Source organism: Acidovorax sp. SUPP3334 (genome assembly GCF_030159055.1).
Classification (GTDB): Bacteria; Pseudomonadota; Gammaproteobacteria; order Burkholderiales; family Burkholderiaceae_C; genus Paracidovorax.
This window is the reverse complement of record NZ_BQXQ01000004.1, coordinates 1-23394: the sequence shown is the minus strand read 5'-3', so window position 1 is coordinate 23394 and position 23394 is coordinate 1. Positions and strand designations below refer to the sequence as shown.

Here is a 23394-nt window from a genome sequence, read left to right as displayed (position 1 = left end):
TCAGCGGTTGCCCACGCCACGCGCCAGGAAAGTGGCCGCCAGCGGGATCAGCACCAGCAGGTGCGCCTCGATCATCACCAGCCGCCGCGTGCTGCGGATCGCCGCTTCGTCCGGCAAGGCGCCCGTGGCGCGCAGGGCTTTGCGCCAGCGCAGGAACCGCAGGGTGGGCGCGATGGAGATCAGCCCGACCACCACGAACAGCCCCACCTTCACATGCAGCAGCGGCTGCATTCCATACCATGGCGCGCCCTTGATGCCCCAGCCGATGCGCGCCAGCCCCGTGGCCATCACGGCCAGGGCCGCGATGCCGTAGAACCGGTCCACCTGCGCCAGCCGCTCCACCACCGCAGCGTTCAGCCAGGCAGGGCGGCACAGCGCGGCTTCGCTGGCCAGGAAGGTGACCATGGTGAGAATGGCCAGGAAATGGACGCAGGCCAGCAAGGCTTCGGTGGTCATGCAGGGCTCCTTGAAGTGGATGGCGGCGGCATGGTAGCGCGATGGCCGGGCTGCCGCCCACCCCGTCACTGCGGCAAAGGCGCTCCGATTTCGGTGCGCACCCAGTCGTCGATCAAGGCCTTTTCATAGCGCAGCGCATCGCCGGACCCGCGCCCCGCCCGTGGCAGGAAAGAGGGGTCGCGCAGCTCCCGGCGGCCCGACTGCAGCACGCTGCCATCGGCCGCCAGGCGCTTGAACTCCAGGTCGATGCTAGGCGGATAGATGTCGCGCACGATGCGCACCTGCGACAGCTGGGGGCCGCGCGCGGGCTCGAAGCCGCCCGCGCGCTGCACGTCGGTGAGGCGAACCTCCAGCCGCTGCCCGTCCGGCAGCGCCGCAGCCGCGCGCTCGGACAGGTACTGGCACAGGGCATCCACCCAGGCCCGGCGCGCGCGATCGGATTCGTGGGGGGCCATGCGGGTGTCGCTGAAACGGGACGGGTCGTCATAGACCACGCTGACGATGCCGGGCGGGATGGCTTGCGCGCCACGGGCTGCGGGCGCGGCCGGCGCAGCGGCAGGCCGGGTGGATTCCGCCGCCGGCCCCTGCGTGGACACGGGCACCGGCGAGGATTGCGGAGCCGCCGTCGGGCCGCCCGCGCAGCCCGCCAATGCAGCCGCGGCGACCACGGCGGCCAGCGCTGCCAACGCACCGCGGCCATGGCCCCGGCGCGGCCACGCCGTGCGGGCGGCCCGGGCGGCTCCGAGCCGGCTCGGCTTCATTGGGTGGGTCGTCATGGCAGGGCTCCTTCTTGGATGGGTGGTGCGGCAGGGGCGGCAGGGGCGCCTGCCGCGCGGCGCCAGAACTCCGGCTGGCCGTAATGGTGCTTGAGGTAATCGATCCACAGGCGCACCCGCAGCGGCATGTGCTTGCGCTGCGGGAACACCACGTAGATGCCGTTGGGTGGCGCGGCGAACTCTTCCAGCACGGCCACCAGGCGCCCCGCGGCGATCTCGGCCTCGACCTCCCAGGTGCTGCGCCAGGCGATGCCCCAGCCGCCCAGGCACCAGTCGTGCAGCACCTGGCCGTCCGAACAATCCAGCGGGCCGCCGGGCTTGAAATGCACGACCTCGGCGGCGCCGCCCTCGGGCGCAGGCATGCGAAAGGCCCAGCCGCGCGTCTGAGAGGCGTCGCTGGACAGCGTCAGGCACGCGTGCTGCGCCAGATCGCCGGGATGGCGCGGCGTGCCGTGGCGCTCCAGGTAGGCCGGCGTCGCCACGCACAGGCGGCGGTTGTCGGCGATGCGCACGCTCACCAGCGAGGAATCGGGCAGGTCGCCCACGCGCACCGCGCAATCGAACCCCCCGCCCGCCAGATCGACCACGCGGTCGCTCAGATTGAGCGAGATGGTCACTTCGGAATGCAGATCGCGAAAACGCGGCACCAGGGGCGCCACGTGGCGCCGGCCGAAGCCTGCCGGCGCGGTGATGCGCAGATGCCCGGTGGCCTTCACGCCGCCTGCGGACACGCTGGCTTCGGCATTCGCCACGTCGGACAGAAGGCGCTGGCAATCCTCCAGGAACGCGCTGCCTTCGTGCGTGAGGTGGATGCGCCGCGTGGTGCGCACCATGAGCTTGACGCCCAGGTGCTCTTCCAGCGCATCCAGCCGGCGGCCCATGATGGCCGGCGCCACGCCCTCGGCCTTGGCGGCGGCGGTGAGGCTGCCGCGCGTCGATACCGACACGAATGACTCGAAGGCCTTGAGCTTGTCCATGGGCGCCGATTATGGAGATGGAAGTTACGGATTGGCACGGGTTTCACGCCGATTCCGCACGCAGGACCCATGGTCAAAATGGCATCCAGCACAATATTTACTAGGGCATTTAGCTATTAAATACATAGCATCAACGTGCAACAAAGCCCTTTGCCGCCCGATTCGTGCGTAAAAGTCATTGGTTATGAGATTTCGAGGCGGTTTATGTGGCTAAAAAATTCAAATACAGTGGGCTTCACGGTGCCTTGATGGCGCCATCGCTTCCTGCCCGTCCTTCTTTCCTTCTTTGATTCCACCGAGACCCTTCACCATGACCGACCGCACCCCCGCCCACGGCCTGCAAGTGGCCACCTCCCTGCACCGCTTCGTCGAGGACCGGGTGCTGCCCGGCACGGGCGTGGACAGCGAGTCGTTCTGGAAGGGCTTCAGCGCCCTGGTGACCGACCTGGCCCCCCGCAACATCGGCCTGCTGGCCGAGCGCGACCGATTGCAGGCCGAGCTGGACACCTGGCACCGCGCCAACCCGGGCCCGGTGCAGAACATGGCGGCGTACCGCGCCTTTCTGGAGCAGATCGGCTATCTGGTGCCTCAGCCCGACGATGTGCAGGCCACCACGTGCAACGTGGACGACGAACTCGCCACGCAGGCCGGCCCGCAGCTGGTGGTGCCGATCCTGAATGCGCGCTACGCTCTGAACGCCGCCAACGCACGCTGGGGCTCGCTGTACGACGCGCTCTACGGCACCGATGCGATCCCGGAGACCGATGGCGCCGAAAAGGGCCAGGGCTACAACCCGATTCGCGGCGCCCGCGTGATCGCCTTCGCCCGCGAAGTGCTCGACCAGGCCGCGCCGCTGGCCCAGGGCTCGCACAAAAACGCCACCGGCTACCGCGTGGAAGGCGGCCAGCTCGCCGTCGCGCTGGAGGATGGCGGCACCACCGGCCTGCAGGAGCCCGGGCAGTTCGCGGGCTACCAGGGCGAAGCTTCGGCGCCTTCGTCCGTGCTGCTGCGCCACCACGGCCTGCACCTGGACCTGCAGATCGACCGCACCACGGCCATCGGCAAGACCGATCCTGCGGGCGTGAGCGACCTGGTGGTCGAAGCCGCGCTGTCCACCATCCTCGACCTGGAAGACTCCGTGGCCGCCGTCGATGCCCAGGACAAGGTCAACGGCTACGCCAACTGGCTGGGCATTCTGAAAGCCGACCTCACCGAGCCAGTGAGCAAGGGCGGCAAGACCTTCACGCGCGGCCTGAACCCCGACCGCCTCTACACCGCGCCCGATGGCCGCGGCGAGGTGCGGCTGCACGGACGCTCGTTGATGTTCCTGCGCAACGTGGGCCACCTGATGACCAACCCGGCCGTGCTGTGGACCGACGCGCAAGGCACGCAGCGGGAGATTCCGGAAGGCATCCTGGACGCGGCCATCACTACCACCATCGCACTGCACGACCTGCAGGGCAAGGGCCAGGGCGGCATCCGCAACTCGCGCAAGGGCAGCGTGTACATCGTCAAGCCCAAGATGCACGGCCCGGCCGAGGTGGCCTTCGCCAGCGACCTGTTCGGCCGCGTGGAGCAGTTGCTGGGCCTGCCCCGAAACACCGTGAAGCTGGGCATCATGGACGAGGAGCGCCGCACCAGCGTCAACCTGAAGGCCTGCATCGCGGCCGCCAGCGCGCGCGTGGCGTTCATCAACACCGGCTTTCTGGACCGCACGGGCGACGAGATGCACACCGCCATGCAGGCCGGCCCCATGGTGCGCAAGGGCGACATGAAGGCCAGCGCCTGGATTCAGTCGTACGAGAAGAACAATGTGCTGGTCGGCCTGTCATGCGGTCTGCGTGGCAAGGCGCAGATCGGCAAGGGCATGTGGGCCATGCCCGACCTGATGGCCGAGATGCTCAAGCAAAAGATCGCCCACCCCAAGGCCGGTGCCAACACCGCCTGGGTGCCCAGCCCCACGGGCGCCACGCTGCACGCGCTGCACTACCACCAGGTCAACGTGGCCGAAGTGCAGAAAGAGCTTGAAAAGACCGACGCCAATGCCGAGCGCGACACCCTGCTGACCGGCCTGCTCACGGTGCCCGTCGCCGCCGCGCCGCAGTGGAGCGATGCCGAAAAGCAGCAGGAGCTGGACAACAACGCCCAGGGCATCCTGGGCTACGTCGTGCGCTGGATCGACCAGGGCGTGGGTTGCTCCAAGGTGCCCGACATCCACAACGTGGGCTTGATGGAAGACCGCGCCACGTTGCGCATCAGCAGCCAGCACATGGCCAACTGGCTCCTGCACGGCGTGGTGACCGAAGCGCAAATCAAGGAAACCTTCGAGCGCATGGCCGCCGTGGTGGACCAGCAGAACGCCGGCGATCCGCTGTACCAGAAGATGGCGGGACGCTTTGCCGAATCGGCGGCTTATCGGGCCGCTTGCGACCTGGTCTTCAAGGGGGTGGAACAGCCCAGCGGCTACACCGAGCCGCTGCTGCACGCCTGGCGGCTGAAGGTGAAGGCGGCGGCCTGAGTATTTGCTTGCAAAAAAAGCTGCCAGCGACTTATTGATAAGCGCTAGCAGCTATTTTTCATGCGACCTTCAAGACAGGAATTTCATTCATATGGCTTTCGATCTTTTTTCTGGTCATTTGGTCATACCCGAAGTCGGTCGCAGCTGCGCTCCAAGCTCCACACACGGCAGTCACAGCCTCACCCACCCAGTCGCCCATTTCGCGCTCATCAAATCCAATCTTCCGCGCCAATCGCACAAAGGTTTCTACGCGCTTGTCCGCCCATAACTTGGTTCCTCCCAAATTGAGCGCCAACGAATCACTGGTCATGTACTGGATTGTTGAAACTTGATCATAGGCAGGGGATAGTTCGGCACGGACACCATCGGGGTACAAGAAACTCCAGTTCTTGTGGTGAGCATCACCATTGCCACTAGCCAGCATGAAGACCAACCTCGTCACCAGTTGCTTGAGTGCCGCGTGACCTGCCAACTCCAAGGTCAAGCGGGCGATCGTTTCATAGTTGAATTGACTGTACTTCTGCTCGGGGTAGAGATTCAAAACCTGAGCAAGGTCTTCCATATGCACGCGCCCATCCGCGCTCGGGCGATCAAATCTCCGAATAGCAAATGCTTGCGTCTCATGCCTAGGAACGCCTTCTTGTGGTAATCCAATGACTGAACTCAAGTCTAGTAAATCAATCTCTGGAATGTTGATGCCGCTGGCTGCTGCCCAACGCATAGTGGCGTACTCGTTAGCAGGCACATTAGGGAATCGGGGGTCTGGCAACTTCAATATCCAATCGCCTCCTTGCCCAGAAACTGGAATCGTCATTCCCCGGTCTACGCGGTTCGCAGAGAACTTCAGCTGAACACCTGCAAGCGAAAAATGCCATGTCCCGTCATCTAATGGTGATGCAGGGTCGCTGTCCGCCATCCAATCGGCGCTCTCCTCAGTGCCCCCCACGTTGGGCTCCACTTCGATGCGTACAGCCCCTGGAAGATCTTTTCCCAAACGCACCAACAGATCAAACTCTCGATGACCTGCTTGCTCCTCCACCAACTGCCGCAACGCCCCCTCGGGCAATAAATTGGAGAACCAGCGCGGCAAACGCGACCGCGCACGGTAATGCTTGAACAAATCATCCTCAAACTGTTGCCCTAGCACCAAGCGAGGCGATGATTTGCGATAAGACTCATAAAGATGGAACTCGCAAATTTCTGCGTCGTCAAGCGTCAAACGACCTACCGGGACTTCATTGAGCAACACTCGAAGCTGCCTGATGACCTTGCTCATCGCCCTAGCTTTCGTCTGTAATGACCAGCGCACCGATGGACGGGCGATCCGAATCCTGCCAACGTGCTTGACGAGCAAACACCTCCGCGAAGCGCGTTTGCAAGTGGCGGGCACGCTGCTTCAAGAATTCGGCGAGATCGTCGCGCTGAAGCGCTCGTAATGCTGGCTCTTGAATGCCATGGGAAGCTAATATCGCCATGTCCGCCTCTTCTACGGCTTTGCGCAACCCTGGCCGATTTGGATGTGCTATGCGATTGGCACCCGTCAAAAGAAGCGGAAGCATATCTGCCGTGGACTTGATGATCGTAGGATATGGGGGATCCTTTTTTTCTTCACGGTAGTTCAATAGGCTTGCGATATCTAACACCTCGCCTGACTCCAGATCTCGGGGAGCCAAATCCAACAAGGCCAAAGCCTGCAATTTGCTGGCCGCATAGCGAAAGTGAAACCGGTCTTGAACCTGCGGCAAGCTGGGCTCTGTGCGCCCAACCATTGCCAACATGCGCTGAACAGACCCCTCTTCATCACCTGCAACCACGTGATCCAACGCCGTACGGGTAGAAACAGAATCACCCCGATGTGCGCCTGTGAGGGCTCCGCGCCAAATCCAGCGAACCAACAACTCTCGAGAGCGAGGCTTGGGCTCTGGATGGAAATGAAAGAACTTACCCAACGTCACAAGCGGCTGCTTATAAGGCAGGAGCAGATAGTGTGGGATTCCCGCATCTCTAGAGATGAAGTCCATTGCGAGTCGCACAGCGTGCTCGGTCTGGGTATACAAGCTTTCCGCCAGTGCCCCGTCCAAGCGAAGCGGATCATCTCGACCACTTTGAATCACATCTACGCCATGCAAAACGCGGAGTAAACGATACAGAATGTCATCGTCTAGGCGCCCAAAATTGGTCGATTGCATTAACTCCAAGGCCATCTGGGACAAAGTCGAAGGTCGTTGCCCATTACGCGCTCCATTGAGCGCATCGAACACTTCCGACGCCTCTAGGCGCTTTCCCATAGAGTTGAGACGACCAAAAATCTCACGTAAGGTACCTTCGCTTTCACTGCGAACAATGTACGCAGGAATGTCGTATTCCCTTAACCGCTTTCCCAACTGCAACGCACGCTCTCGGCGTTCCTTGCTTGGTTCCTTCTCGTACAACCACTCAAACAGTTTCTCGGAGTCCAACACACGATTCAATGGCAACCATCGGGATGCATCCTCCTCCACGGCTCCTTGCGAAGGTGGAAAGACGAACTCGGATGAGTCCAAATCAAAGTACAACGCAAAGTCTTCCGACTGCGTGTCCGAAGTCAACAGAACACGGGCCAACGAAACAAGCCTTTGCTGACCATCCACGACCAACCAAGCATCCTGCCGCTCATCTGCTCGAATTTCGAGCGCCCCCCAACGCCACTGGTCTGCAGGAGCACTGGTTTGCCAGAACAGTAAGGTACCCACCGGATATCCACGATATAAGCTATCAACCAACTTGCGTGAGTCGGAACGATCCCAAGCTAAACGGCGCTGAAATGTGGGAATCCGAAGTCTCCCTAGCGTTATCTCCAGCATTAAATCTTCGATTTTGAAAGCACGCGCTTCCGGCCGATATGCCAAAAGCTCGGGTTCTTGCATTTGCCTAACGGCTACAGATGTATTAATCGCAGGCATGACAACTTTCACTTAAACGAATGGTGCATTATGGTGAGCAACTCGGCTAGGTTGCACAAACCGCGATGAAGAGGTTTGATCGCAAGGAATGCCGACATTTTGACCCGGTTGTTGATGCTTCCCATCACCGCCAACCCAAAGTGGAGCGATGCCGAAAAGCAGCAGGAGCTGGACAACAACGCCCAGGGCATCCTGGGCTACGTCGTGCGCTGGATCGACCAGGGCGTGGGTTGCTCCAAGGTGCCCGACATCCACAACGTGGGCTTGATGGAAGACCGCGCCACGTTGCGCATCAGCAGCCAGCACATGGCCAACTGGCTCCTGCACGGCGTGGTGACCGAAGCGCAAATCAAGGAAACCTTCGAGCGCATGGCCGCCGTGGTGGACCAGCAGAACGCCGGCGATCCGCTGTACCAGAAGATGGCGGGACGCTTTGCCGAATCGGCGGCCTATCGGGCCGCTTGCGACCTGGTCTTCAAGGGGGTGGAACAGCCCAGCGGCTACACCGAGCCGCTGCTGCACGCCTGGCGGCTGAAGGTGAAGGCCGGTACGGCCGTGCGCTGACACCCAGCGGTCGTTTTCGCAGGCAGCGCGCTGGCCTTCGATCTGGCGCGGACCACGGGTCGCTCCAGCGGGTGCCCCGTTTTCATTGTTGCGCCAGCCGCCAATTCAGCGCACGCCCCGTTTTCCTAGCAGGGTCATGCGGGTAAACACGTATGTTCCGTCGATGCGTAAGGGCATGTAGTTGCGGTTGAGCAATGCGGAGACAATCTCCCACCTTACCAAGGGTTTTCCCTTAGCACCATCATGACACTCCAAAACATTTCCATCGGAAAACGCCTTGGCCTGGCCTTCGGCGTGCTCATCCTGTTCATCATCACCATGCTGGGCGTGGGCACCTGGAAGCTGCAGTCCGTGGCCGACGAGACGGCTTCGATGATGGCCCAGCCGCTCACCAAGGAACGGCTGATCTCCGACTGGTACCGCACCATCTTCAGCAACGTGCGCCGCCACAGCGTGGTGGCACGCAGCAGCGATTCCACCCTGGCGCAGCAGTTCGCGGCGGACAACGCGGCGGCGTCCAAGATGTCCTCCGAACAGCAGAGCCAACTGTCCAAGCTCATCAGCAGCCCCCAGGAGCAAGCCCTTTTCGATGCGGTGGGCGAAGCACGCAAGCGCTTCGTGACCGCGCGCGATGCCATCTACAAAGCCAAGGCCGAAGGCCGCGCGGAGGACGCCGAGCGCATTCTGAACGCCGACTTCACGCCGGTGGGCGAGCAATACCTGCAGGCGCTCCAGGCGCTGCTGGACTTCCAACGCGCAGAGATCAACGAATCCTCCGAATCCGTGCAGGCCAACTACAAAAGCGGCCGCCTGCAGCTGATCGCGCTCGGCGCATTGGCCACGCTGATGGCGCTGGCGCTGGCCGTCGCCATCACCCGCAGCATCACGCACCCGCTGCACGATGCCGTGACGATGGCCAAGACCGTTGCCACGGGCGACCTCACCGTGACCTCCCAAAGCACGGCCCAGGACGAAACCGGCCAGTTGCTGCGCACGCTGAACGCCATGGGCGAGCAGTTGCGCGCCACGGTGGGCCAGGTGCGCCATGGCGCCGAAGGCATCGCCGTGGCCTCCAGCGAGATCGCACGCGGCAACCTGGACCTCTCCAGCCGCACGGAAGAACAGGCCAGCGCGCTGCAGCAGACCGCAGCGTCGATGGAGCAGATGACCGCCACGGTGCGCCAGAACGCCGACAACGCGCGCACCGCCAACCAGCTAGCCCAGGCCACGTCGGACAAGGCGGTGCGCGGCGGCGAAGTGGTGGGCAACGTGGTGGCCACGATGGGCGAGATCCACACGGCCTCGCGCAAGATCGTGGACATCATCGGCGTGATCGACGGCATCGCCTTCCAGACCAACATCCTCGCGCTGAACGCGGCGGTGGAAGCCGCCCGTGCGGGCGAGCAGGGCCGGGGCTTCGCCGTGGTGGCCAGCGAAGTGCGCATGCTCGCGCAGCGCAGCGCCGCGGCGGCCAAGGAGATCAAAGGCCTGATCGACGACTCGGTGCAGCGCGTGGACTCGGGCAATCGGCTGGTGGAACAGGCCGGAGAGGCCATGCGCGAGGTGGTGGACGGCGTGCGCCGCGTGACGGACCTGGTCGGCGAGATCAGCGTGGCGAGCCAGGAGCAGACCACCGGGCTGGAGCAGGTCAACCAGGCCATCTCGCAGATGGACACGGTGACGCAGCAGAACGCGGCACTGGTCGAAGAAGCCGCTGCCGCCACGGGCTCGCTGGAATCGCAGACCGCGCAGCTGGTGCGTGCGGTCGACGTGTTCCGCATCGGCAATGCGCAGGAGACCCGGGGCAATGGCGCGGCCCTGGCAGCGCGCCGCGCCATGCCAGCGATCGCCGGCTGAGCGGCCAAGCGCTCCGGCGCTGCCGCTGCCGCTGCCGCGGCGGGGCCAGCGGAACGCGCCTGTGGCGTTTGCTATTTTATTGATAGCAACACCCCCTAGAGGAATATGCGCTGCACGGCATTTTCATGCATTCCCCTGTGCGGCACCTCGGCGGTCCGGCCGGGGCTACACTGGCGCCTTTCGACGCCATGACCGCCGCAGCGCCCGCCCCGTCCGCCCCACCCTCTTCTTTCGCCGCCGATCCGTCGCGCTGCCCTTTGTGCGGCCAGCGAAACGCCTGCGCGATCACGGCCGGCGCACCTGCTGCGGATTGCTGGTGCATGGCGGCCCCCGTGTCGCCCGAGGCCCTGGCGCGACTGGCACCGGCGCAGCGGGGCGTTGCCTGCCTGTGTCCGGCCTGCGCCGCCGGCCCGTCGGCTTCTTCCGCTTCGTCCGACGCTGAAGCGCCTGCCGCGCCGATATGATGGCCGCTCCCTTTTTTGAACCCTCCCGAAGGACTCACTGACATGCCGACGTACCACATCGAAATGATGGAAGGCCGCACCATCGAGCAGAAGAAAAAGCTGGTGGAAGAGATCACCCGCGTCTCCGTCGAGATTCTCGGCGGCGCTCCCGAATCGGTGGACATCCTCATCACCGACGTCAAGCGCGAGAACTGGGCCACCGGCGGCAAGCTCTGGTCCGAGCGCACCTAACGCACCTAACGCACCTGACGCACCTGACGCGCCACCGCGCTTCGCCCTGCGCCCCTGAAACCCACCGATGACCGGCCCCGGCTCCGCCGCCCTTTTGCGCGAACGCTACGGCGAGCGCTACCGCTGGCTGCTCCTGCTGTCGGTGATGGTGGGCACGATGGCATCGATCATGTCGTCCACCATCGTGAACGTGGCCATTCCCGACATGAGCCACTACTTCACGCTCGGCCAGGAGCGTGCGCAATGGGTGTCGTCGGGCTTCATGGTGGCCACCACGGTCTCCATGCTCACCACGCCCTGGCTGCTGGCCCGCTTCGGCTACCGCGCGACCTACGTCGGAGCGATGGTGCTGCTGCTGGTGGGCGGCATCGGCGGCGGCGTCGCGAGCCACTACGGCCTCGTGCTGGCCGCCCGCGTGCTGGAAGGACTGGCCGCAGGCGTGGTGCAGCCGATTCCGGCAGTGATCACCCTCTACGCCTTCCAGCCCCACGAACAGGGCCGTGCGAGCGGCATCTTCGGCATGGGCGTGGTGCTGGCGCCGGCCATCGGCCCGAGCATCGGCGGGCTCCTGGTGGACTGGTTCGGCTGGCGCTCGATCTTCTTCATGGTGGTGCCGTTCTGCATCGCCTCCATCGTGCTGGCCTACCGGTTCGTGCCGGTCAGCAGCCCCGGCGGCGCAGTGGCCGGCCAGTCCGGCACCGCGCTGGACTGGCGCGGACTGCTGCTGGGCGGGGTCGGCACGCTGTGCCTGCTCAATGGCCTGGTGGCACTGCACGGCGGGCCGGGACTGCAGGCCGGCGCATTGCTGCTGGCGGCCTTCGCGGCGCTGGCCGTCTTCATCGCATGGCAGCGCCGGCAGCTGGCGCGGGGCGCCACGCCGCTCATGGACCTGCGTTTGTTCGAATACCGGCAGTTCGCCATGGGCAGCATCGTGGCGTTCATCTACGGCACGGCGCTGTTCGGCTCCACTTACCTGCTGCCGGTGTTCATGCAGCTGGGCCTGCAGCTATCGGCATCGCACGTCGGCACCATCATGCTGCCGGCGGGCATCGTGCTGGCCATCACGATTCCCATCGTGGGCCGGCTGGCGGACCGCCAGCCCACGCACCTGCTGGTCGGCACGGGGCTGGCGCTGCTCGCGATCTCTTTCGCGCTCATGGTGCTCGTCGATCTGACGAGCGGGCTGTGGATGCTGGTGGTCTTCGCCGTGCTCGGGCGCATCGGGCTCGGGTTCATCCTGCCCTCGCTCAACCTGGGCGCCATGCGGCCGCTGGCCAAACCGCTCATCGCGCAAGGCTCCAGCGCCATCAGTTTCGTGCGCATGCTGGGCGGCGCCGCCGGCGTGAGCCTGTGCGGCATCGTGCTGGAATGGCGCATCGCCGCACATGGCGATTCGCTGCAGAACGCCGTCAGCAGCCCGGCGCGCATCGCGGCCTTCGGGGAAACCTTCCTGCTGCTCACCGGCTTGTGCCTGCTGGCCCTGGTGGCCGCGTGGCAGCTGCGTACGCCCAAGGCCGCAGCGGCGAGCCGCTGACGCGGCTCACGGTTGCCATCCTTTTTTCTCCCTCTTTTTCGCCAAGCCCACCATGTGCCAGTTGCTCGGAATGAATGCGAATACGCCGACCGACGTGACGTTCAGCTTCACGGGGTTCGCACAGCGCGCCGGCAACACGGCGGACCACTCCGACGGCTGGGGCATCGCGTTCTTCGAAGACAAGGGCCTTCGCCATTTCGTGGACCACCAGCGTGCCGTGGACTCGCCCGTGGCCGAGCTGATCCGCCGCTACCCGATCCAGAGCCGCAACGTCATCGCCCACATCCGCAAGGCCACGCAGGGCAGCGTCTCGCTGCAGAACTGCCATCCTTTCATGCGCGAGCTGTGGGGCCGGTACTGGGTATTCGCCCACAACGGCGACTTGAAGGACTTTCGCCCGCGGCTGCATTCGCACTTCCACCCCGTGGGCACGACCGACAGCGAGCACGCCTTCTGCTGGATCATGCAAGAGCTGGCCAAGTCGCACGCCGGGGTGCCGAGCATTTCGGAGTTGACGATCACCCTGCGCGAGCTGGCTGCGCAAATCGCGCCGCACGGCACGTTCAACTTCCTGCTGTCCAACGGGCAGGCGCTGTGGGCGCATGCGTCCACGCAGCTTTACTACATCGAGCGGCGGCATCCCTTCTCGCAAGCCAAGCTGTGCGACGAAGATCTGCGCATCGACTTTTCCGCCTACACCACGCCGCAGGACCGGGTGGCCGTGGTGGTGACGGCGCCGCTCACGAGCGACGAGCAATGGACCGCGTTCCAGAGCGGCGAATTGCGGGTCTTCGTGGACGGCACCTGCGCCGCGCCGTAGCGCGCGGCAGCGACCGTTCAAACCAGCAGCCGGAAGCGGTTACCCGAGCGGTTTCCACACGGGAGGTTCGGGTTCGGGGTAGAAGATCATGCCGCCACGGCCCGGCGGCTTGAACATCGCCTCGCGCTGGCGCTGGCGCTTGATGTCACGGGGCTTGGGCTTATCGGAACACTGGCGGTGCGATCGGGACATGCACGGACCTCGCAAAAGATCTGAGAGATGCCTGCATTAGCGCACCGCGCGCTGCGGCCTTCTTGTGGGACAGCGCCCCTGCCCTCCATCGGACGCGCGGCCCGCGCCGCGGCACCGGGCCCCATTGGGGGTGCTGCCGGCCCCCTCCTACAGGCCAAGGCGGTGCGATTGGTTACACCAGAGCATTGACCGCCCGACACGCCATGAACGCCTCCACACTTTTTCGCCTCGCCAAAAAATCCTGCCAAGCGTGGATCGACGATTACGCCCCGAGCATGGGGGCGGCCATCTCCTACTACACCGCCTTCTCGATCGCACCGCTGCTGGTCATCGTGATCTCGATCGCGGGCGCGGTCTTCGGCCAGGACGCGGTGCGCGGCACGATCGAAGGACAGATTTCCGGGCTGGTCGGACGCGACGGCGCGCTGGCGATCCAGGGCCTCATCAAGAGCGCCCGGGAACCCACAGAAGGCATCATCGCCAGCACCATCAGCATCGTGCTGCTGATCGTCGGCGCGACGACGGTCTTCGGCGAAATCCAGAGTGCGCTCGACCGCATCTGGCATGTGCCGGAGCCGTCCAAGCCGCGTGGCATCTGGGGCCTGCTGCGCGCGCGCTTTTTGTCGTTCGGACTCATCCTGGGGCTGGCGTTTCTGCTCATGGCATCGCTCACCGTCAGCGCTGCGGTGGCGGCTGCGGGCACATGGCTCGGCGCGCTGATGCCGGGGTGGGAGCTGATGCTGATGGGCATCAACACCCTGCTGTCGATGAGCATCAGCTGCGTGCTGTTCGCGATGATCTTCAAGTTCATGCCCTCGGTCCCCATCGCCTGGCGCGACGTGTGGGTGGGCGCTGCGGTGACGGCAGTGCTGTTCGAGGTGGGCAAGGTGCTCATCGGCCTGTACGTCGGCAAGGCGGGGCTGAGTTCGACGTACGCCGCAGCGGGCGCCATCGCCGTGGTGCTGATCTGGGTGTACTACGCTGCGCAGATCTTTCTGCTGGGCGCGGAGTTCACCAAGGTCTATGCCGCCGAGCACGGCTCGCACGCGGCCGCCCCTGAAAACCTGCTCGATCCCGTCGAGCCCCGCAAGGGTGCGACCCGCGCGGACACCGCCCTCACGCCAGTGACACCATTGCCCGCCCCTGTCCATGCCGCGCCAGCCGCCGCACCGTTGTCCACGGGTGCCCTGGCCACCACGGTCGCGCTGCTGGCGGCGCGGGTGGCGCTGTCGCTCTGGCTGGAGCGGCGCGAAAAGCGCGACGCGATGCGGGCTCGGCGGTGAGACGTAACGTTGGCAGGCGGCTTTGCGCTCAGTCAGGCACCGTTTACGGCAATGGCGAAGGGCAATGGCTAAAAGCCATGGCTTCACCACTGAACGGAACCTGGGACGTTCAACAACGTCTGGCGGTAGGGAAGACTGAAACGAGAAGCGGGCGCAGCAGGCTGTGCGCTGTCTCGAAAATCCGATGATGGTGCGGCTGGCGGGGATCGAACCCACGACCCTTGGCTTCGGAGGCCAATACTCTATCCACTGAGCTACAGCCGCACGGGAGGGCCGTTGCGGCCCAGTCGGCGATTATGGCACGGCCCTTGCGGCATGCGGGCACATGCTATGCAACGAGCAATCCTGCAGCCAATCCGGCAGGGGTGGAAGATCCAGCCCCAGCCCACGCAGGTAGGCGTCCACGGACGCCCGGCCGGTGGCCGGCAGATCGAAGTTCGCGCGGTTCAAGATCCAGCCTTGAACCAGCCCATCGAAGATCGCCTGCAAGGCAATCGCGGCAATTTCCGGCGCCATGGGCAACACCAGCTTCTGGCCTTCTGCAGCCAGGTGCAGGTCGCGGGCAAGCTGATTGCGAAATGCACTGCAGGCAGCGATGTGCCGGTCGCGCACGCCTGCCAGTTCTTCCACGTACTCCACCCGAAAAAACGCGATTTCGAAAACGCGCTGCATGCGCTCGTCCTGCGACAGATTGCGCAGCACCAGATCGATCACCCCACGCATGCGCTGCAGAGGGGCCATGTCTTCGTTGCTTTCGCACTCGCCATTGGCGCGCTCCAAAGGCAAGGTCACGCGTTCCATCATCGCGTTGAACAAGTCCACCTTGTCCTTGAAATGCCAGTAGATGGCGCCCCGGGTGGCGCCTGCGGCCTGCGCGATCTCATTCAATGACGCATGCGACACACCCTTCTGGTAAAAAACCCGCTCGGCCGCATCCAGCAAACTATTGCGTGTCGCAACGGCATCTTCTTTGGTGCGTCGGGCCATGGGGGCGTGTCTCCTTCGTGTTCGATAGCAGCGTTCATGGCGTGATTCAGCCCTTGGAAAGGGCGGCGCCAGTGCTTCGTCACAATTATACATTCATGTTTGTATGTATAATCGCGCACCGAATTCAAGGGCTATCTGCGTGGTTTGATGCCGATCAAAGACATCTCCTGCCTGCATGGCCTTTTCAATCAGCGCAATTTCCGGAAGGACTTTCATGCCTCGCCTCAGTGACGATCTTGGCGTTTTCCCTGCCGCACCCCACGCAGCCCTTCGGGTTGCAGCGTTTTGTCTCAGCCTTGTCGCCGCGACCGCCCTGGTGGCCTGCGGCAAGAGCGAGGCCCCCGCCCAAGCCGGCGGAGGCGCTCCGCCGCCGCCCCAGGTCGGCGTGGTCACCGTGGCCCCCGGCGATGTCGGGCTGGTGACGGAATTGCCAGGCCGGCTGGAAGCCTCTCGCATGGCGGAAGTCCGTGCACGGGCTGCCGGCATCCTGCAAAAGCGCCTGTTCACCGAAGGCAGCGATGTGAAGGCTGGCCAGAAGCTGTTCACCATCGACGACGCGCCTTACCGCGCATCCCTGGAAAGCGCCCGGGCCAGCGTGGCCCAGGCCGAGGCCAACGTCACCCAGACTCGCGCGCTGGCCGAGCGCTACAAGCCCCTCGTGGCCGTCAACGCGATCAGCAAGCAGGAATACGACAACGCGGTCGCCTCTCAAAAGACGGCCGAAGCCAACCTGGCCGCAGCCAGGGCGTCCGTGACCACCGCGCAGATCAATGTGGGCTACGCGGCCGTGACCGCCCCCATCTCCGGCCGCATCGGCCGTGCGCTGGTGACCGAAGGCGCGCTGGTGGGCCAGGGCACCGCCACCGAGCTGGCGGTCATCCAGCAGATCGACCCCCTGTATGTGAACTTCACGCAGTCTGCGTCCGAAGCGCTCAAGCTGAAGGCCGGCCTGGCCAGCGGCAAGTACAAGCAGGCCGGCAAAGGCTCGGCCAGCGTGAGCGTGGTGCTGGAAGACGGCAGCCTCTATCCCCAGAACGGCAAGCTGCTGTTCACCGACCTGACGGTGGACCCGACCAGCGGCCAGGTCACGCTGCGCGCCGAGATTCCCAACAACGACCGCCAACTGCTCCCGGGCCTGTACGTGCGCGTGCGCCTGGAACAGGCACAGGTGGCCGGCGGCGTTCTGCTGCCGCAGCAGGCCGTCACGCGCTCCGCCAAGGGCGACACCGTGATGGTGGTGGGTGCCGACAACCATCTCGCGCCCCGTCCCGTCAAGCTCGGACCGGCGCAAGGCACGAACTGGGTGGTGCTGGAAGGCCTGCAGACCGGCGAGAAGGTCATGGTGGACGGCTTCCAGCAGCTGCCACGCGGCAAGCCCGGCGACCCGATCGTCGTGCAGCCCGTGGCATGGCAAGCTGGCGGGGCCGGCGCCCAGGCGTCCGATGCACCTGGCGCACCCGCCTCCGCTGCTGCTCCCGCTACGTCCGCCGCTTCCGCTGCCGCTCCGGCCAAGTCCTAAGAAGGAGCGCGGCACATGGCCAAGTTCTTCATTGAGCGCCCCATCTTTGCGTGGGTGATCACCATTTTCATCATCGTGATGGGGGCGATCTCCATCACGCGGCTGCCGATTGCGCAGTACCCCGCCGTGGCGCCACCGACCATCCAGGTCTCGGTGGCCTACCCTGGCGCGAACGCCCAGACGCTGGAGGACAGCGTGCTCGCCGTCATCGAGCGCGAAATGAACGGCGCGAGCGGCCTGGCCTATGTCGAAACGACCAGCCAGGCCAACGGCACCGGCAGCATCGTACTGAGCTTCGAGCCCGGCACCAACGCTGATCTGGCCCAGGTGGACGTGCAGAACCGGCTGTCTCGCGCCACACCGCGGCTGCCGAGTGCGGTAACGCAGCAAGGGGTGCGCGTGGAGCAGTCGCGCTCCAACTTCCTGATGTTCGCCATGCTCACCACGGAAAACCCCGATGTGAGCATCGAAGCGCTGAACGACTATGCGGCACGCAACGTGGTGCCCGAGCTGCAGCGCGTGGCCGGCGTCGGCACGCTCACGCAGTTCGGCTCCGAGCGCGCCATGCGGATCTGGGTGGACCCGACCAAGCTCAAGGGCTTCAGCCTGTCGCTCGATCAGGTCAACGCCGCCATCCGCGCGCAGAACGCGCAGGTATCGGCTGGCAACCTGGGCGATCTGCCTGCCGAAACGGGCCAGCCCGTTGCGGCCACCATCGTGGTGCAGGGCCAGCTGTCTTCGGCCGAACAGTTCGGCAACATCGTGCTGCGCGCCAACACCGACGGCTCCGCCGTTCGCCTGAAAGACGTCGCGCGCATCGAACTGGGCTCGCAGAGCTACAACACCAGTGCGCGGCTGAACGGCAAGGACGCCGTGGGCCTGGGCGTGCAGCCTACGCCTTCCGCCAACGCCCTGGCGACTGCCAAGGCGGTGAAGGCCAAGCTGGAAGAGCTCAAGAAGTTCTTCCCGCAGGGCGTGAACTACGTGGTGCCCTACGACACCTCCAAGTTCGTGTCCGTCTCCATCGGAAAAGTGGTGAACACACTGATCGAAGCCGTGGTGCTGGTGTTCATCGTGATGTTCCTGTTCCTGCAGAACTTCCGCTACACCATCATTCCGACGATCGTGGTGCCCGTGGCGCTGCTGGGCACCTTCGGGGTGCTGATGGCAATGGGCTTTTCGATCAACGTGCTCACCATGTTCGGCATGGTGCTGGTGATCGGGATCGTGGTGGACGATGCCATCGTGGTGGTGGAGAACGTCGAGCGGATCATGTCCGAAGAAGGCCTGCCGCCGCTGCAGGCCACGCGCAAGGCGATGGGCCAGATTTCGGGCGCCGTGATCGGCGTGACCGTGGTGCTGATTTCGGTGTTCGTGCCGCTGGCGTTCTTCGCTGGCTCCACCGGCAACATCTACCGCCAGTTCGCGGCCACGATGGCCACGTCGATCGCCTTCTCGGCCTTCCTCGCGCTGTCGCTCACGCCGGCCCTGTGCGCCACCCTGCTCAAGCCGATCGATCCCGAGCACCACGCCGAGAAGAAAGGCTTCTTCGGCTGGTTCAACCGTTCGTTCAAGAACGCCACGCACGGGTACGAAAACCGCATGGGCAAGATGCTGCGCCGCAGTGGTCGGATGATGATCGTCTACCTCGCCCTCATCGGTGCAGTGGCCGTGGTGTTCATGCGCCTGCCGACGTCCTTCCTGCCCAATGAAGACCAGGGTTACATCATCACCAACGTGCAGTTGCCGCCGGGTGCCGCGCAGTCGCGCACCAGCGAAGTGCTGCGCCAGGTCGAGGGCTACATGCTCAAGCAGCCCGAGGTCGAGAACATCGTGACCGTGGCGGGCTTCTCGTTCTCCGGCCAGGGACAGAACGCGGGCCTGGCCTTCGTGATCCTGAAGGACTGGGGCGAGCGTTCGGGTGCGGAGCACGCGGCTTCGGCCGTGGCAGGCCGCGCGTTCGGCGCGCTGTCGGGCATTCGCGATGCATTCATCTTCGCGCTGAGCCCTCCGCCCATCCCTGAATTGGGGACGGGCACGGGCTTCAACTTCCGCCTGCAGGACCGCGCGGGCCAGGGGCACGACGCACTGCTGGGGGCACGCAACCAGCTGCTCGGCATGGCGGGGCAGAGCAAGATCCTGGCCGGCGTGCGCCCGGACGGCATGGAAGATGCGCCGCAGATGCAGATCGACATCGACCGCGACAAGGCCAACGCCTTGGGCATCGGGTTCGACAGCATCAGCTCCGCGCTCTCGACCGCACTGGGTTCGAGCTACATCAACGACTTTCCGAACAAGGGCCGCTTGCAGCGGGTCGTGGTGCAGGCCGATGCGGCCGCACGGATGCGTCCTGAATCGGTGCTGGACCTGCCGGTCGTGAACAACCAGGGCCAGACGGTGCCGCTGTCGACCTTCGCCACCACGCGCTGGATCACGGGCGCCATGCAGACGGTGCGCTACAACGGCTACCCATCGATCAAGATCGCTGGCGACGCCGGCCCCGGCTACACCACGGGTGATGCGATGAACGAGATGGAACGCCTGGCGGGCCAGCTGCCACCGGGCTTCGGCTTCGAGTGGACGGGCCAGTCCCGCGAAGAAAAGCTCGCGGGCTCGCAGGCCATGATCCTGTACGCGTTCTCGCTGCTGGCGGTGTTCCTGTGCCTGGCAGCGCTGTACGAGAGCTGGACGATTCCCGTGTCCGTGATGCTGGTGGTGCCGCTGGGCGTGCTCGGGGTGCTGCTGGCCACGCTGATGCGAGGGCTGTCGAACGACGTGTACTTCCAGATCGGGCTGGTGACCATCATCGGCCTGTCCGCGAAGAACGCGATCTTGATCGTCGAGTTCGCCAAGGACCTGCAGGCCGAGGGCAAGAGTGCGCTCGAGGCCGCGCTCGAAGCCGCCCACCTGCGTTTCCGGCCGATCATCATGACCTCGCTGGCGTTCACGCTGGGCGTGGTGCCGCTGTTCATTGCCACGGGCGCCAGCTCGGCCAGCCAGCGCGCCATCGGTACCGGCGTGATCGGCGGCATGATCACCGGCACCGTGCTGGCCGTGATCTTCGTGCCTGTCTTCTTCGTGCTGGTGCGCACCCTCTTCAAGGGCAGCAAGCGCCAGCAGGAGCATGACGCCAAGCAGGTCCAGCACCACCACGCCTCGGAGAACCTCGAATGACGAACGATCTGCTGGAGATCTCCATGTCCCTCCCCTCGTCCCTGCGCGCTAGCGCGCGCCTGGCACGCCCCCTGCTGACCGCAGTGGCCGCCGCCGCGCTGCTGGCAGGCTGCAGCTTCATTCCGACCTACGAGCGGCCTGCCGCGCCAGTCCCGGAAGCGTTTCCCAACGCCACGGCCGCTGGCGGCGCCGCGACGGCCAAAGCCGCCGCGGACATCGACTGGAAGGAATACTTCGCCGATGCGCGCCTGCAAAAGCTGATCGCCGTCGCGCTGGAAAACAACCGCGACCTGCGGGTGGCCGCGCTCAACATCGAGCAGGCCCGCGCGCAGTTCCAGATCCAGCGCGCCGGACAGTTCCCCACGGTGAACGCCGCCGTGAACGCCACCCGCCAGCCGGATGCGTCTACGGGCTCGTATGCCAACAACTACCAGGTCGGCCTGGCCGTCTCGGCATGGGAAATCGACTTCTTCGGGCGCATCGCCGCCCTGAAGGAGCAGGCGCTGGCGCAGTATTTCGCCACCGAAGAGGCCCGCCGGTCCACCCAGCTCAGCCTGGTGTCGTCCGTCGCCACGGCCTGGTTCAACCTGCTGGCGGATGAGGAATTGCTCGACATTTCCCGCCGCACGCTGGGTACGCGGGAAGAGTCGGTCAAGCTGACGCGCCTGCGCCTGGAAAACGGCGTGAGCTCCGAGCTTGACAACAGCCAGGCCGAGGGCCTGGCGCAAGCGGCGCGCGCCACCTACGCGCAGCAGCGGCGCCAGCGCATGCAGGACGAGAACGCCCTGGCGCTGTTGCTAGGCCAGCCTGTGCCGCAAGATATCCGCGACAGCCTGGGCAGCACGGTGGCACGGCTGGCGGATGCACCGGCCATGCCAGCCTTGCCGGCGGGCCTGCCGTCCGACCTTCTCACGCAGCGGCCGGACATCCGCCAGGCCGAGCAGCAACTGATCGCCGCCAACGCCAACATCGGTGCGGCCCGCGCGGCGTTCTTCCCGCGCATCTCGCTGACCGCGAGCGTGGGCACCGCGAGCAACGAACTGTCGGGCCTGTTCAAGAGCGGCTCCTGGGCGTTCTCGCTGGCACCGCAGATGGCCCTGCCGATCTTCGATGCCGGGCGCAATCAGGCCACGCTGGAGTCGGCACGCGCGGCGCGCTCCATCACGGTGGCGCAATACGAGAAGTCGATCCAGACCGCCTTCCGCGAAGTGTCCGACGCCCTTGCGGGCCAGGCCACCCTCGGCGAACAACTGGCGGCGCAGCGCGCGCAGGCCGATGCGGATGCCAAGCGCCTGCAACTGTCGGACCTGCGCTACCGCAACGGCGTCTCCAGCTATCTGGACCTGCTGGATGCACAGCGCTCGCTGTTCACGTCGGAGCAACTCGTGGTGCAGACGCGCCTGATCCAGCTGCAAAACCAGATCACGCTGTACAAGGTGCTGGGCGGCGGCTGGACGCCGCAGGACGAGCGCGCCGCCGGCTCCTGATCTGGGGCCGCAGCCCCTGAGCAGCGGCGCAAAGCCACCGCTCCCTGAACGCCCGGCGAAGGATGCCTTCCTTGCCGGGCGTTTGCGTTGACGCGGCCCACTGCATTGCGTGGCGATCTCGGGCGTTTCATCGCGGCACGCAGGCCGGCAGCGGGCCCGCGCCGCCGCTGGATGCCCAGTGCACGATGCGGGCGATGCGATGGAAGCCCCCGACCAGACCTTGATGCAGCGCAACCACTCCGGAAAGCCGGCCGTTTTCCCTAACGGCCGGCCCTGAAAGCCCTTCCTATAATCCACGGTTGGTTCCCATCAAGCCCCCGATACATAGAGGACGTCATGAGCGACACCCCCCACGAAGAAGCGCACACTGGCCCCATCAAGAACCCCAAGCAACTGCTGTTGACGGTCTTCTTTTCGTTTGTGGTCCCGATCTTCGCCATCATCGGGCTCGTGTTGTATGTCACGTCGGGCACCAAGCCGGCCGATGGCGCGGCCAATCCGGAGCGGGCGCTGGCGGAACGCATCCAGAAGGTGGGCATGGTGGAAGTGCGCGACGCCAATCGCCCGCTGCGTCCTGGTGAGGAAGTTTTCAAAGGCCAATGCGCCGCCTGCCATGCCACCGGCGCGGCCGGTGCTCCCAAGCTGGGCGACGCCGCAGCCTGGGCACCGCGCATCAAGACGGGCTTCGAAGCGCTGGTGCACTCGGCCCTCGCCGGCAAAGGCGCGATGGCCCCGCAAGGTGGCGGCGAGTTCAACGACACCGAAATCGCTCGCGGCGTAGCCTACATGGCCAACGCGGCCGGAGCCAAGTTCGAAGAGCCTGCAGCGCCCGCCGCCGCAGGCGCTTCCGGTGCGGCGGCTGGCGCATCCGCCACGGCCGAAGCCCCCGCAGCCGCCTCGGCACCGGCCACCGCGGCCGCTCCAGCAGCCGCGCCTGCTCCTGCCGCAACGGCGGTGGCGGCGGGTGTCGGCGAAGCCCTGTACAAGCAGGCGTGCCAGGTGTGCCATGCGGCCGGCGTGGCCGGGGCCCCGAAGTTCGGCGACAAGGCCGCCTGGGCCGAGCGTTTGAAGGACGGCATCGATGGCATGACCCGCATCGCCATCGCGGGCAAAGGTGCGATGCCCCCGCGCGGCGGCACGCAAGCCTCCGACGCGGAAATCCGCGCGGCCGTCGAGTTCATGGCCAACGCGGCCAAATGAAGCGAGGCGTTCGCGCTCACACCGAACAAAGGGGCTTCATACAAACTCATGCCATCTAGAAGCCCTAGGAGTTGCGAGGGGCTACTTTAAAACTGATACGCGGGTGCTGAAGCAGACGACGAACAATACGTTTTTGTTCAAGCGCTAAGAACCATGGAACACCAAAGGGTATCGCGCTATCGATTCGCAGCCTTGCTTGTTGCCGTAGTGCTCGGGGTCTGTGTGTGGCTATCGTTCACGCCCAGCGGGCGCAAGCTATGTTGTTCCAACGTATACAAAACCTTCACTAGTTGTGATGTCTCAATAGGTTGTTCACCCGAATGGGTCTGGGAAACTGGAGTTAACACGCTTCAGAGTCACAGAGGGATCCCACCGGATGAACAGCCATAAGAATGCCAGATTGACATTGGAAG

19 protein-coding genes, 1 tRNA gene and 1 pseudogene are annotated in these 23394 nt (G+C 65.0%); 12 read left to right on the top strand and 9 right to left on the bottom strand.

What is annotated here, in order from left to right; translation table 11 throughout:
* From AVHM3334_RS02720 to AVHM3334_RS02710, 3 genes are all read right to left on the bottom strand, one after another.
* Entirely contained in the window at positions 1-456 is a 456-nt protein-coding gene (locus AVHM3334_RS02720) for a DUF2214 family protein (RefSeq protein WP_284409443.1), read from the bottom strand.
* A 65-nt stretch (positions 457-521) separates the two neighbouring features.
* Positions 522-1232, bottom strand: a complete 711-nt coding sequence (locus AVHM3334_RS02715) for a DUF3016 domain-containing protein (protein WP_349816604.1) — start codon at positions 1230-1232, stop codon at positions 522-524.
* A complete protein-coding gene (locus AVHM3334_RS02710; RefSeq protein WP_284409441.1) occupies positions 1229-2209 on the bottom strand; it encodes a LysR family transcriptional regulator in 981 nt (326 codons plus the stop codon). The genes AVHM3334_RS02715 and AVHM3334_RS02710 overlap by 4 nt, the downstream gene beginning before the upstream one ends.
* A gap of 310 nt (positions 2210-2519) precedes the next feature.
* On the opposite strand from AVHM3334_RS02710, the gene AVHM3334_RS02705 reads away from it, so the two are divergent.
* On the top strand, positions 2520-4727 hold the full coding sequence (locus tag AVHM3334_RS02705) for a malate synthase G (RefSeq protein ID WP_284409439.1): 2208 nt from the start codon (positions 2520-2522) through the stop codon (positions 4725-4727).
* Positions 4728-4785: 58 nt separating this feature from the next.
* Here the strand turns inward: AVHM3334_RS02705 and AVHM3334_RS02700 are convergent, their stop codons facing one another.
* Both AVHM3334_RS02700 and AVHM3334_RS02695 read right to left on the bottom strand, forming a co-directional pair.
* Positions 4786-6003 carry a type II toxin-antitoxin system HipA family toxin gene (locus AVHM3334_RS02700; RefSeq protein WP_284409437.1) on the bottom strand — a complete coding sequence of 406 codons (1218 nt, stop codon included), beginning with the start codon at positions 6001-6003 and terminating at the stop codon, positions 4786-4788.
* A 4-nt stretch (positions 6004-6007) separates the two neighbouring features.
* A complete protein-coding gene (locus tag AVHM3334_RS02695) occupies positions 6008-7633 on the bottom strand; it encodes a DUF262 domain-containing protein (RefSeq protein WP_284409435.1) in 1626 nt (541 codons plus the stop codon).
* A gap of 135 nt (positions 7634-7768) precedes the next feature.
* On the opposite strand from AVHM3334_RS02695, the pseudogene AVHM3334_RS02690 reads away from it, so the two are divergent.
* The 6 genes and pseudogenes from AVHM3334_RS02690 to AVHM3334_RS02665 form a co-directional block, all read left to right on the top strand.
* Positions 7769-8233: pseudogene (locus AVHM3334_RS02690) on the top strand (malate synthase G); the annotation flags it as partial.
* 243 nt (positions 8234-8476) lie between these two features.
* Positions 8477-10090: a methyl-accepting chemotaxis protein gene (locus tag AVHM3334_RS02685; RefSeq protein ID WP_284409433.1), complete on the top strand. Its 1614-nt coding sequence runs from the start codon at positions 8477-8479 to the stop codon at positions 10088-10090.
* A 125-nt stretch (positions 10091-10215) separates the two neighbouring features.
* Entirely contained in the window at positions 10216-10554 is a 339-nt protein-coding gene (locus AVHM3334_RS02680) for a cysteine-rich CWC family protein (RefSeq protein ID WP_502869837.1), read from the top strand.
* 42 nt (positions 10555-10596) lie between these two features.
* Positions 10597-10785 carry a 4-oxalocrotonate tautomerase gene (locus AVHM3334_RS02675; protein WP_284409429.1) on the top strand — a complete coding sequence of 63 codons (189 nt, stop codon included), beginning with the start codon at positions 10597-10599 and terminating at the stop codon, positions 10783-10785.
* A 67-nt stretch (positions 10786-10852) separates the two neighbouring features.
* Entirely contained in the window at positions 10853-12319 is a 1467-nt protein-coding gene (locus AVHM3334_RS02670) for a DHA2 family efflux MFS transporter permease subunit (protein ID WP_284409427.1), read from the top strand.
* A 52-nt stretch (positions 12320-12371) separates the two neighbouring features.
* On the top strand, positions 12372-13139 hold the full coding sequence (locus tag AVHM3334_RS02665; RefSeq protein WP_284409426.1) for a class II glutamine amidotransferase: 768 nt from the start codon (positions 12372-12374) through the stop codon (positions 13137-13139).
* Positions 13140-13178: 39 nt separating this feature from the next.
* Here AVHM3334_RS02665 and AVHM3334_RS02660 read toward each other — a convergent pair whose 3' ends face one another.
* On the bottom strand, positions 13179-13331 hold the full coding sequence (locus AVHM3334_RS02660) for a hypothetical protein (RefSeq protein ID WP_284409425.1): 153 nt from the start codon (positions 13329-13331) through the stop codon (positions 13179-13181).
* Positions 13332-13534: 203 nt separating this feature from the next.
* Here AVHM3334_RS02660 and AVHM3334_RS02655 point away from each other — a divergent pair, with 203 nt between their 5' ends.
* A complete protein-coding gene (locus AVHM3334_RS02655; RefSeq protein ID WP_284409423.1) occupies positions 13535-14614 on the top strand; it encodes a YihY/virulence factor BrkB family protein in 1080 nt (359 codons plus the stop codon).
* A 188-nt stretch (positions 14615-14802) separates the two neighbouring features.
* On the opposite strand, the gene AVHM3334_RS02650 is transcribed toward AVHM3334_RS02655, so the two are convergent.
* The 3 genes from AVHM3334_RS02650 to AVHM3334_RS02640 form a co-directional block, all read right to left on the bottom strand.
* Positions 14803-14878 (bottom strand) — tRNA-Arg (locus AVHM3334_RS02650).
* A gap of 30 nt (positions 14879-14908) precedes the next feature.
* Positions 14909-15601, bottom strand: a complete 693-nt coding sequence (locus tag AVHM3334_RS02645) for a TetR family transcriptional regulator (RefSeq protein ID WP_284409421.1) — start codon at positions 15599-15601, stop codon at positions 14909-14911.
* Between the two features lie 93 nt (positions 15602-15694).
* Entirely contained in the window at positions 15695-15817 is a 123-nt protein-coding gene (locus tag AVHM3334_RS02640) for a hypothetical protein (protein WP_284409419.1), read from the bottom strand.
* Here AVHM3334_RS02640 and AVHM3334_RS02635 point away from each other — a divergent pair.
* The 4 genes from AVHM3334_RS02635 to AVHM3334_RS02620 all read left to right on the top strand — a co-directional run bounded on the left by AVHM3334_RS02635 (position 15816) and on the right by AVHM3334_RS02620 (position 22981).
* Positions 15816-17120 (top strand): efflux RND transporter periplasmic adaptor subunit, encoded by a 1305-nt coding sequence (locus AVHM3334_RS02635; protein WP_284409417.1) that lies wholly within the window; start codon positions 15816-15818, stop codon positions 17118-17120. The two genes, AVHM3334_RS02640 and AVHM3334_RS02635, sit on opposite strands and share 2 nt — an antisense overlap.
* A 15-nt stretch (positions 17121-17135) precedes the next feature.
* Positions 17136-20294: an efflux RND transporter permease subunit gene (locus AVHM3334_RS02630; RefSeq protein WP_284409415.1), complete on the top strand. Its 3159-nt coding sequence runs from the start codon at positions 17136-17138 to the stop codon at positions 20292-20294.
* A gap of 23 nt (positions 20295-20317) precedes the next feature.
* Positions 20318-21781 (top strand): efflux transporter outer membrane subunit, encoded by a 1464-nt coding sequence (locus AVHM3334_RS02625; protein ID WP_284409678.1) that lies wholly within the window; start codon positions 20318-20320, stop codon positions 21779-21781.
* Between the two features lie 336 nt (positions 21782-22117).
* The gene (locus AVHM3334_RS02620) at positions 22118-22981 is read left to right on the top strand and encodes a c-type cytochrome (protein ID WP_284409413.1); all 864 of its coding nucleotides are present in this window, start codon (positions 22118-22120) and stop codon (positions 22979-22981) included.
* Positions 22982-23394 lie beyond the last annotated feature (413 nt).

Excerpts from the sequence above, each read along its gene's own strand:
- AVHM3334_RS02720 (WP_284409443.1), bottom strand. The coding sequence starts at position 456 with ATGACCACCGAAGCCTTGCTGGCCTGCGTCCATTTCCTGGCCATTCTC.
- AVHM3334_RS02715 (WP_349816604.1), bottom strand. The coding sequence starts at position 1,232 with ATGACGACCCACCCAATGAAGCCGAGCCGGCTCGGAGCCGCCCGGGCC.
- AVHM3334_RS02710 (WP_284409441.1), bottom strand. The coding sequence starts at position 2,209 with ATGGACAAGCTCAAGGCCTTCGAGTCATTCGTGTCGGTATCGACGCGC.
- AVHM3334_RS02705 (WP_284409439.1), top strand. The coding sequence starts at position 2,520 with ATGACCGACCGCACCCCCGCCCACGGCCTGCAAGTGGCCACCTCCCTG.
- AVHM3334_RS02700 (WP_284409437.1), bottom strand. The coding sequence starts at position 6,003 with ATGAGCAAGGTCATCAGGCAGCTTCGAGTGTTGCTCAATGAAGTCCCG.
- AVHM3334_RS02695 (WP_284409435.1), bottom strand. The coding sequence starts at position 7,633 with ATGCAAGAACCCGAGCTTTTGGCATATCGGCCGGAAGCGCGTGCTTTC.
- AVHM3334_RS02685 (WP_284409433.1), top strand. The coding sequence starts at position 8,477 with ATGACACTCCAAAACATTTCCATCGGAAAACGCCTTGGCCTGGCCTTC.
- AVHM3334_RS02680 (WP_502869837.1), top strand. The coding sequence starts at position 10,216 with ATGCATTCCCCTGTGCGGCACCTCGGCGGTCCGGCCGGGGCTACACTG.
- AVHM3334_RS02675 (WP_284409429.1), top strand. The coding sequence starts at position 10,597 with ATGCCGACGTACCACATCGAAATGATGGAAGGCCGCACCATCGAGCAG.
- AVHM3334_RS02670 (WP_284409427.1), top strand. The coding sequence starts at position 10,853 with ATGACCGGCCCCGGCTCCGCCGCCCTTTTGCGCGAACGCTACGGCGAG.
- AVHM3334_RS02665 (WP_284409426.1), top strand. The coding sequence starts at position 12,372 with ATGTGCCAGTTGCTCGGAATGAATGCGAATACGCCGACCGACGTGACG.
- AVHM3334_RS02660 (WP_284409425.1), bottom strand. The coding sequence starts at position 13,331 with ATGTCCCGATCGCACCGCCAGTGTTCCGATAAGCCCAAGCCCCGTGAC.
- AVHM3334_RS02655 (WP_284409423.1), top strand. The coding sequence starts at position 13,535 with ATGAACGCCTCCACACTTTTTCGCCTCGCCAAAAAATCCTGCCAAGCG.
- AVHM3334_RS02645 (WP_284409421.1), bottom strand. The coding sequence starts at position 15,601 with ATGGCCCGACGCACCAAAGAAGATGCCGTTGCGACACGCAATAGTTTG.
- AVHM3334_RS02635 (WP_284409417.1), top strand. The coding sequence starts at position 15,816 with ATGCCTCGCCTCAGTGACGATCTTGGCGTTTTCCCTGCCGCACCCCAC.
- AVHM3334_RS02640 (WP_284409419.1), bottom strand. The coding sequence starts at position 15,817 with ATGAAAGTCCTTCCGGAAATTGCGCTGATTGAAAAGGCCATGCAGGCA.
- AVHM3334_RS02630 (WP_284409415.1), top strand. The coding sequence starts at position 17,136 with ATGGCCAAGTTCTTCATTGAGCGCCCCATCTTTGCGTGGGTGATCACC.
- AVHM3334_RS02625 (WP_284409678.1), top strand. The coding sequence starts at position 20,318 with ATGTCCCTCCCCTCGTCCCTGCGCGCTAGCGCGCGCCTGGCACGCCCC.
- AVHM3334_RS02620 (WP_284409413.1), top strand. The coding sequence starts at position 22,118 with ATGAGCGACACCCCCCACGAAGAAGCGCACACTGGCCCCATCAAGAAC.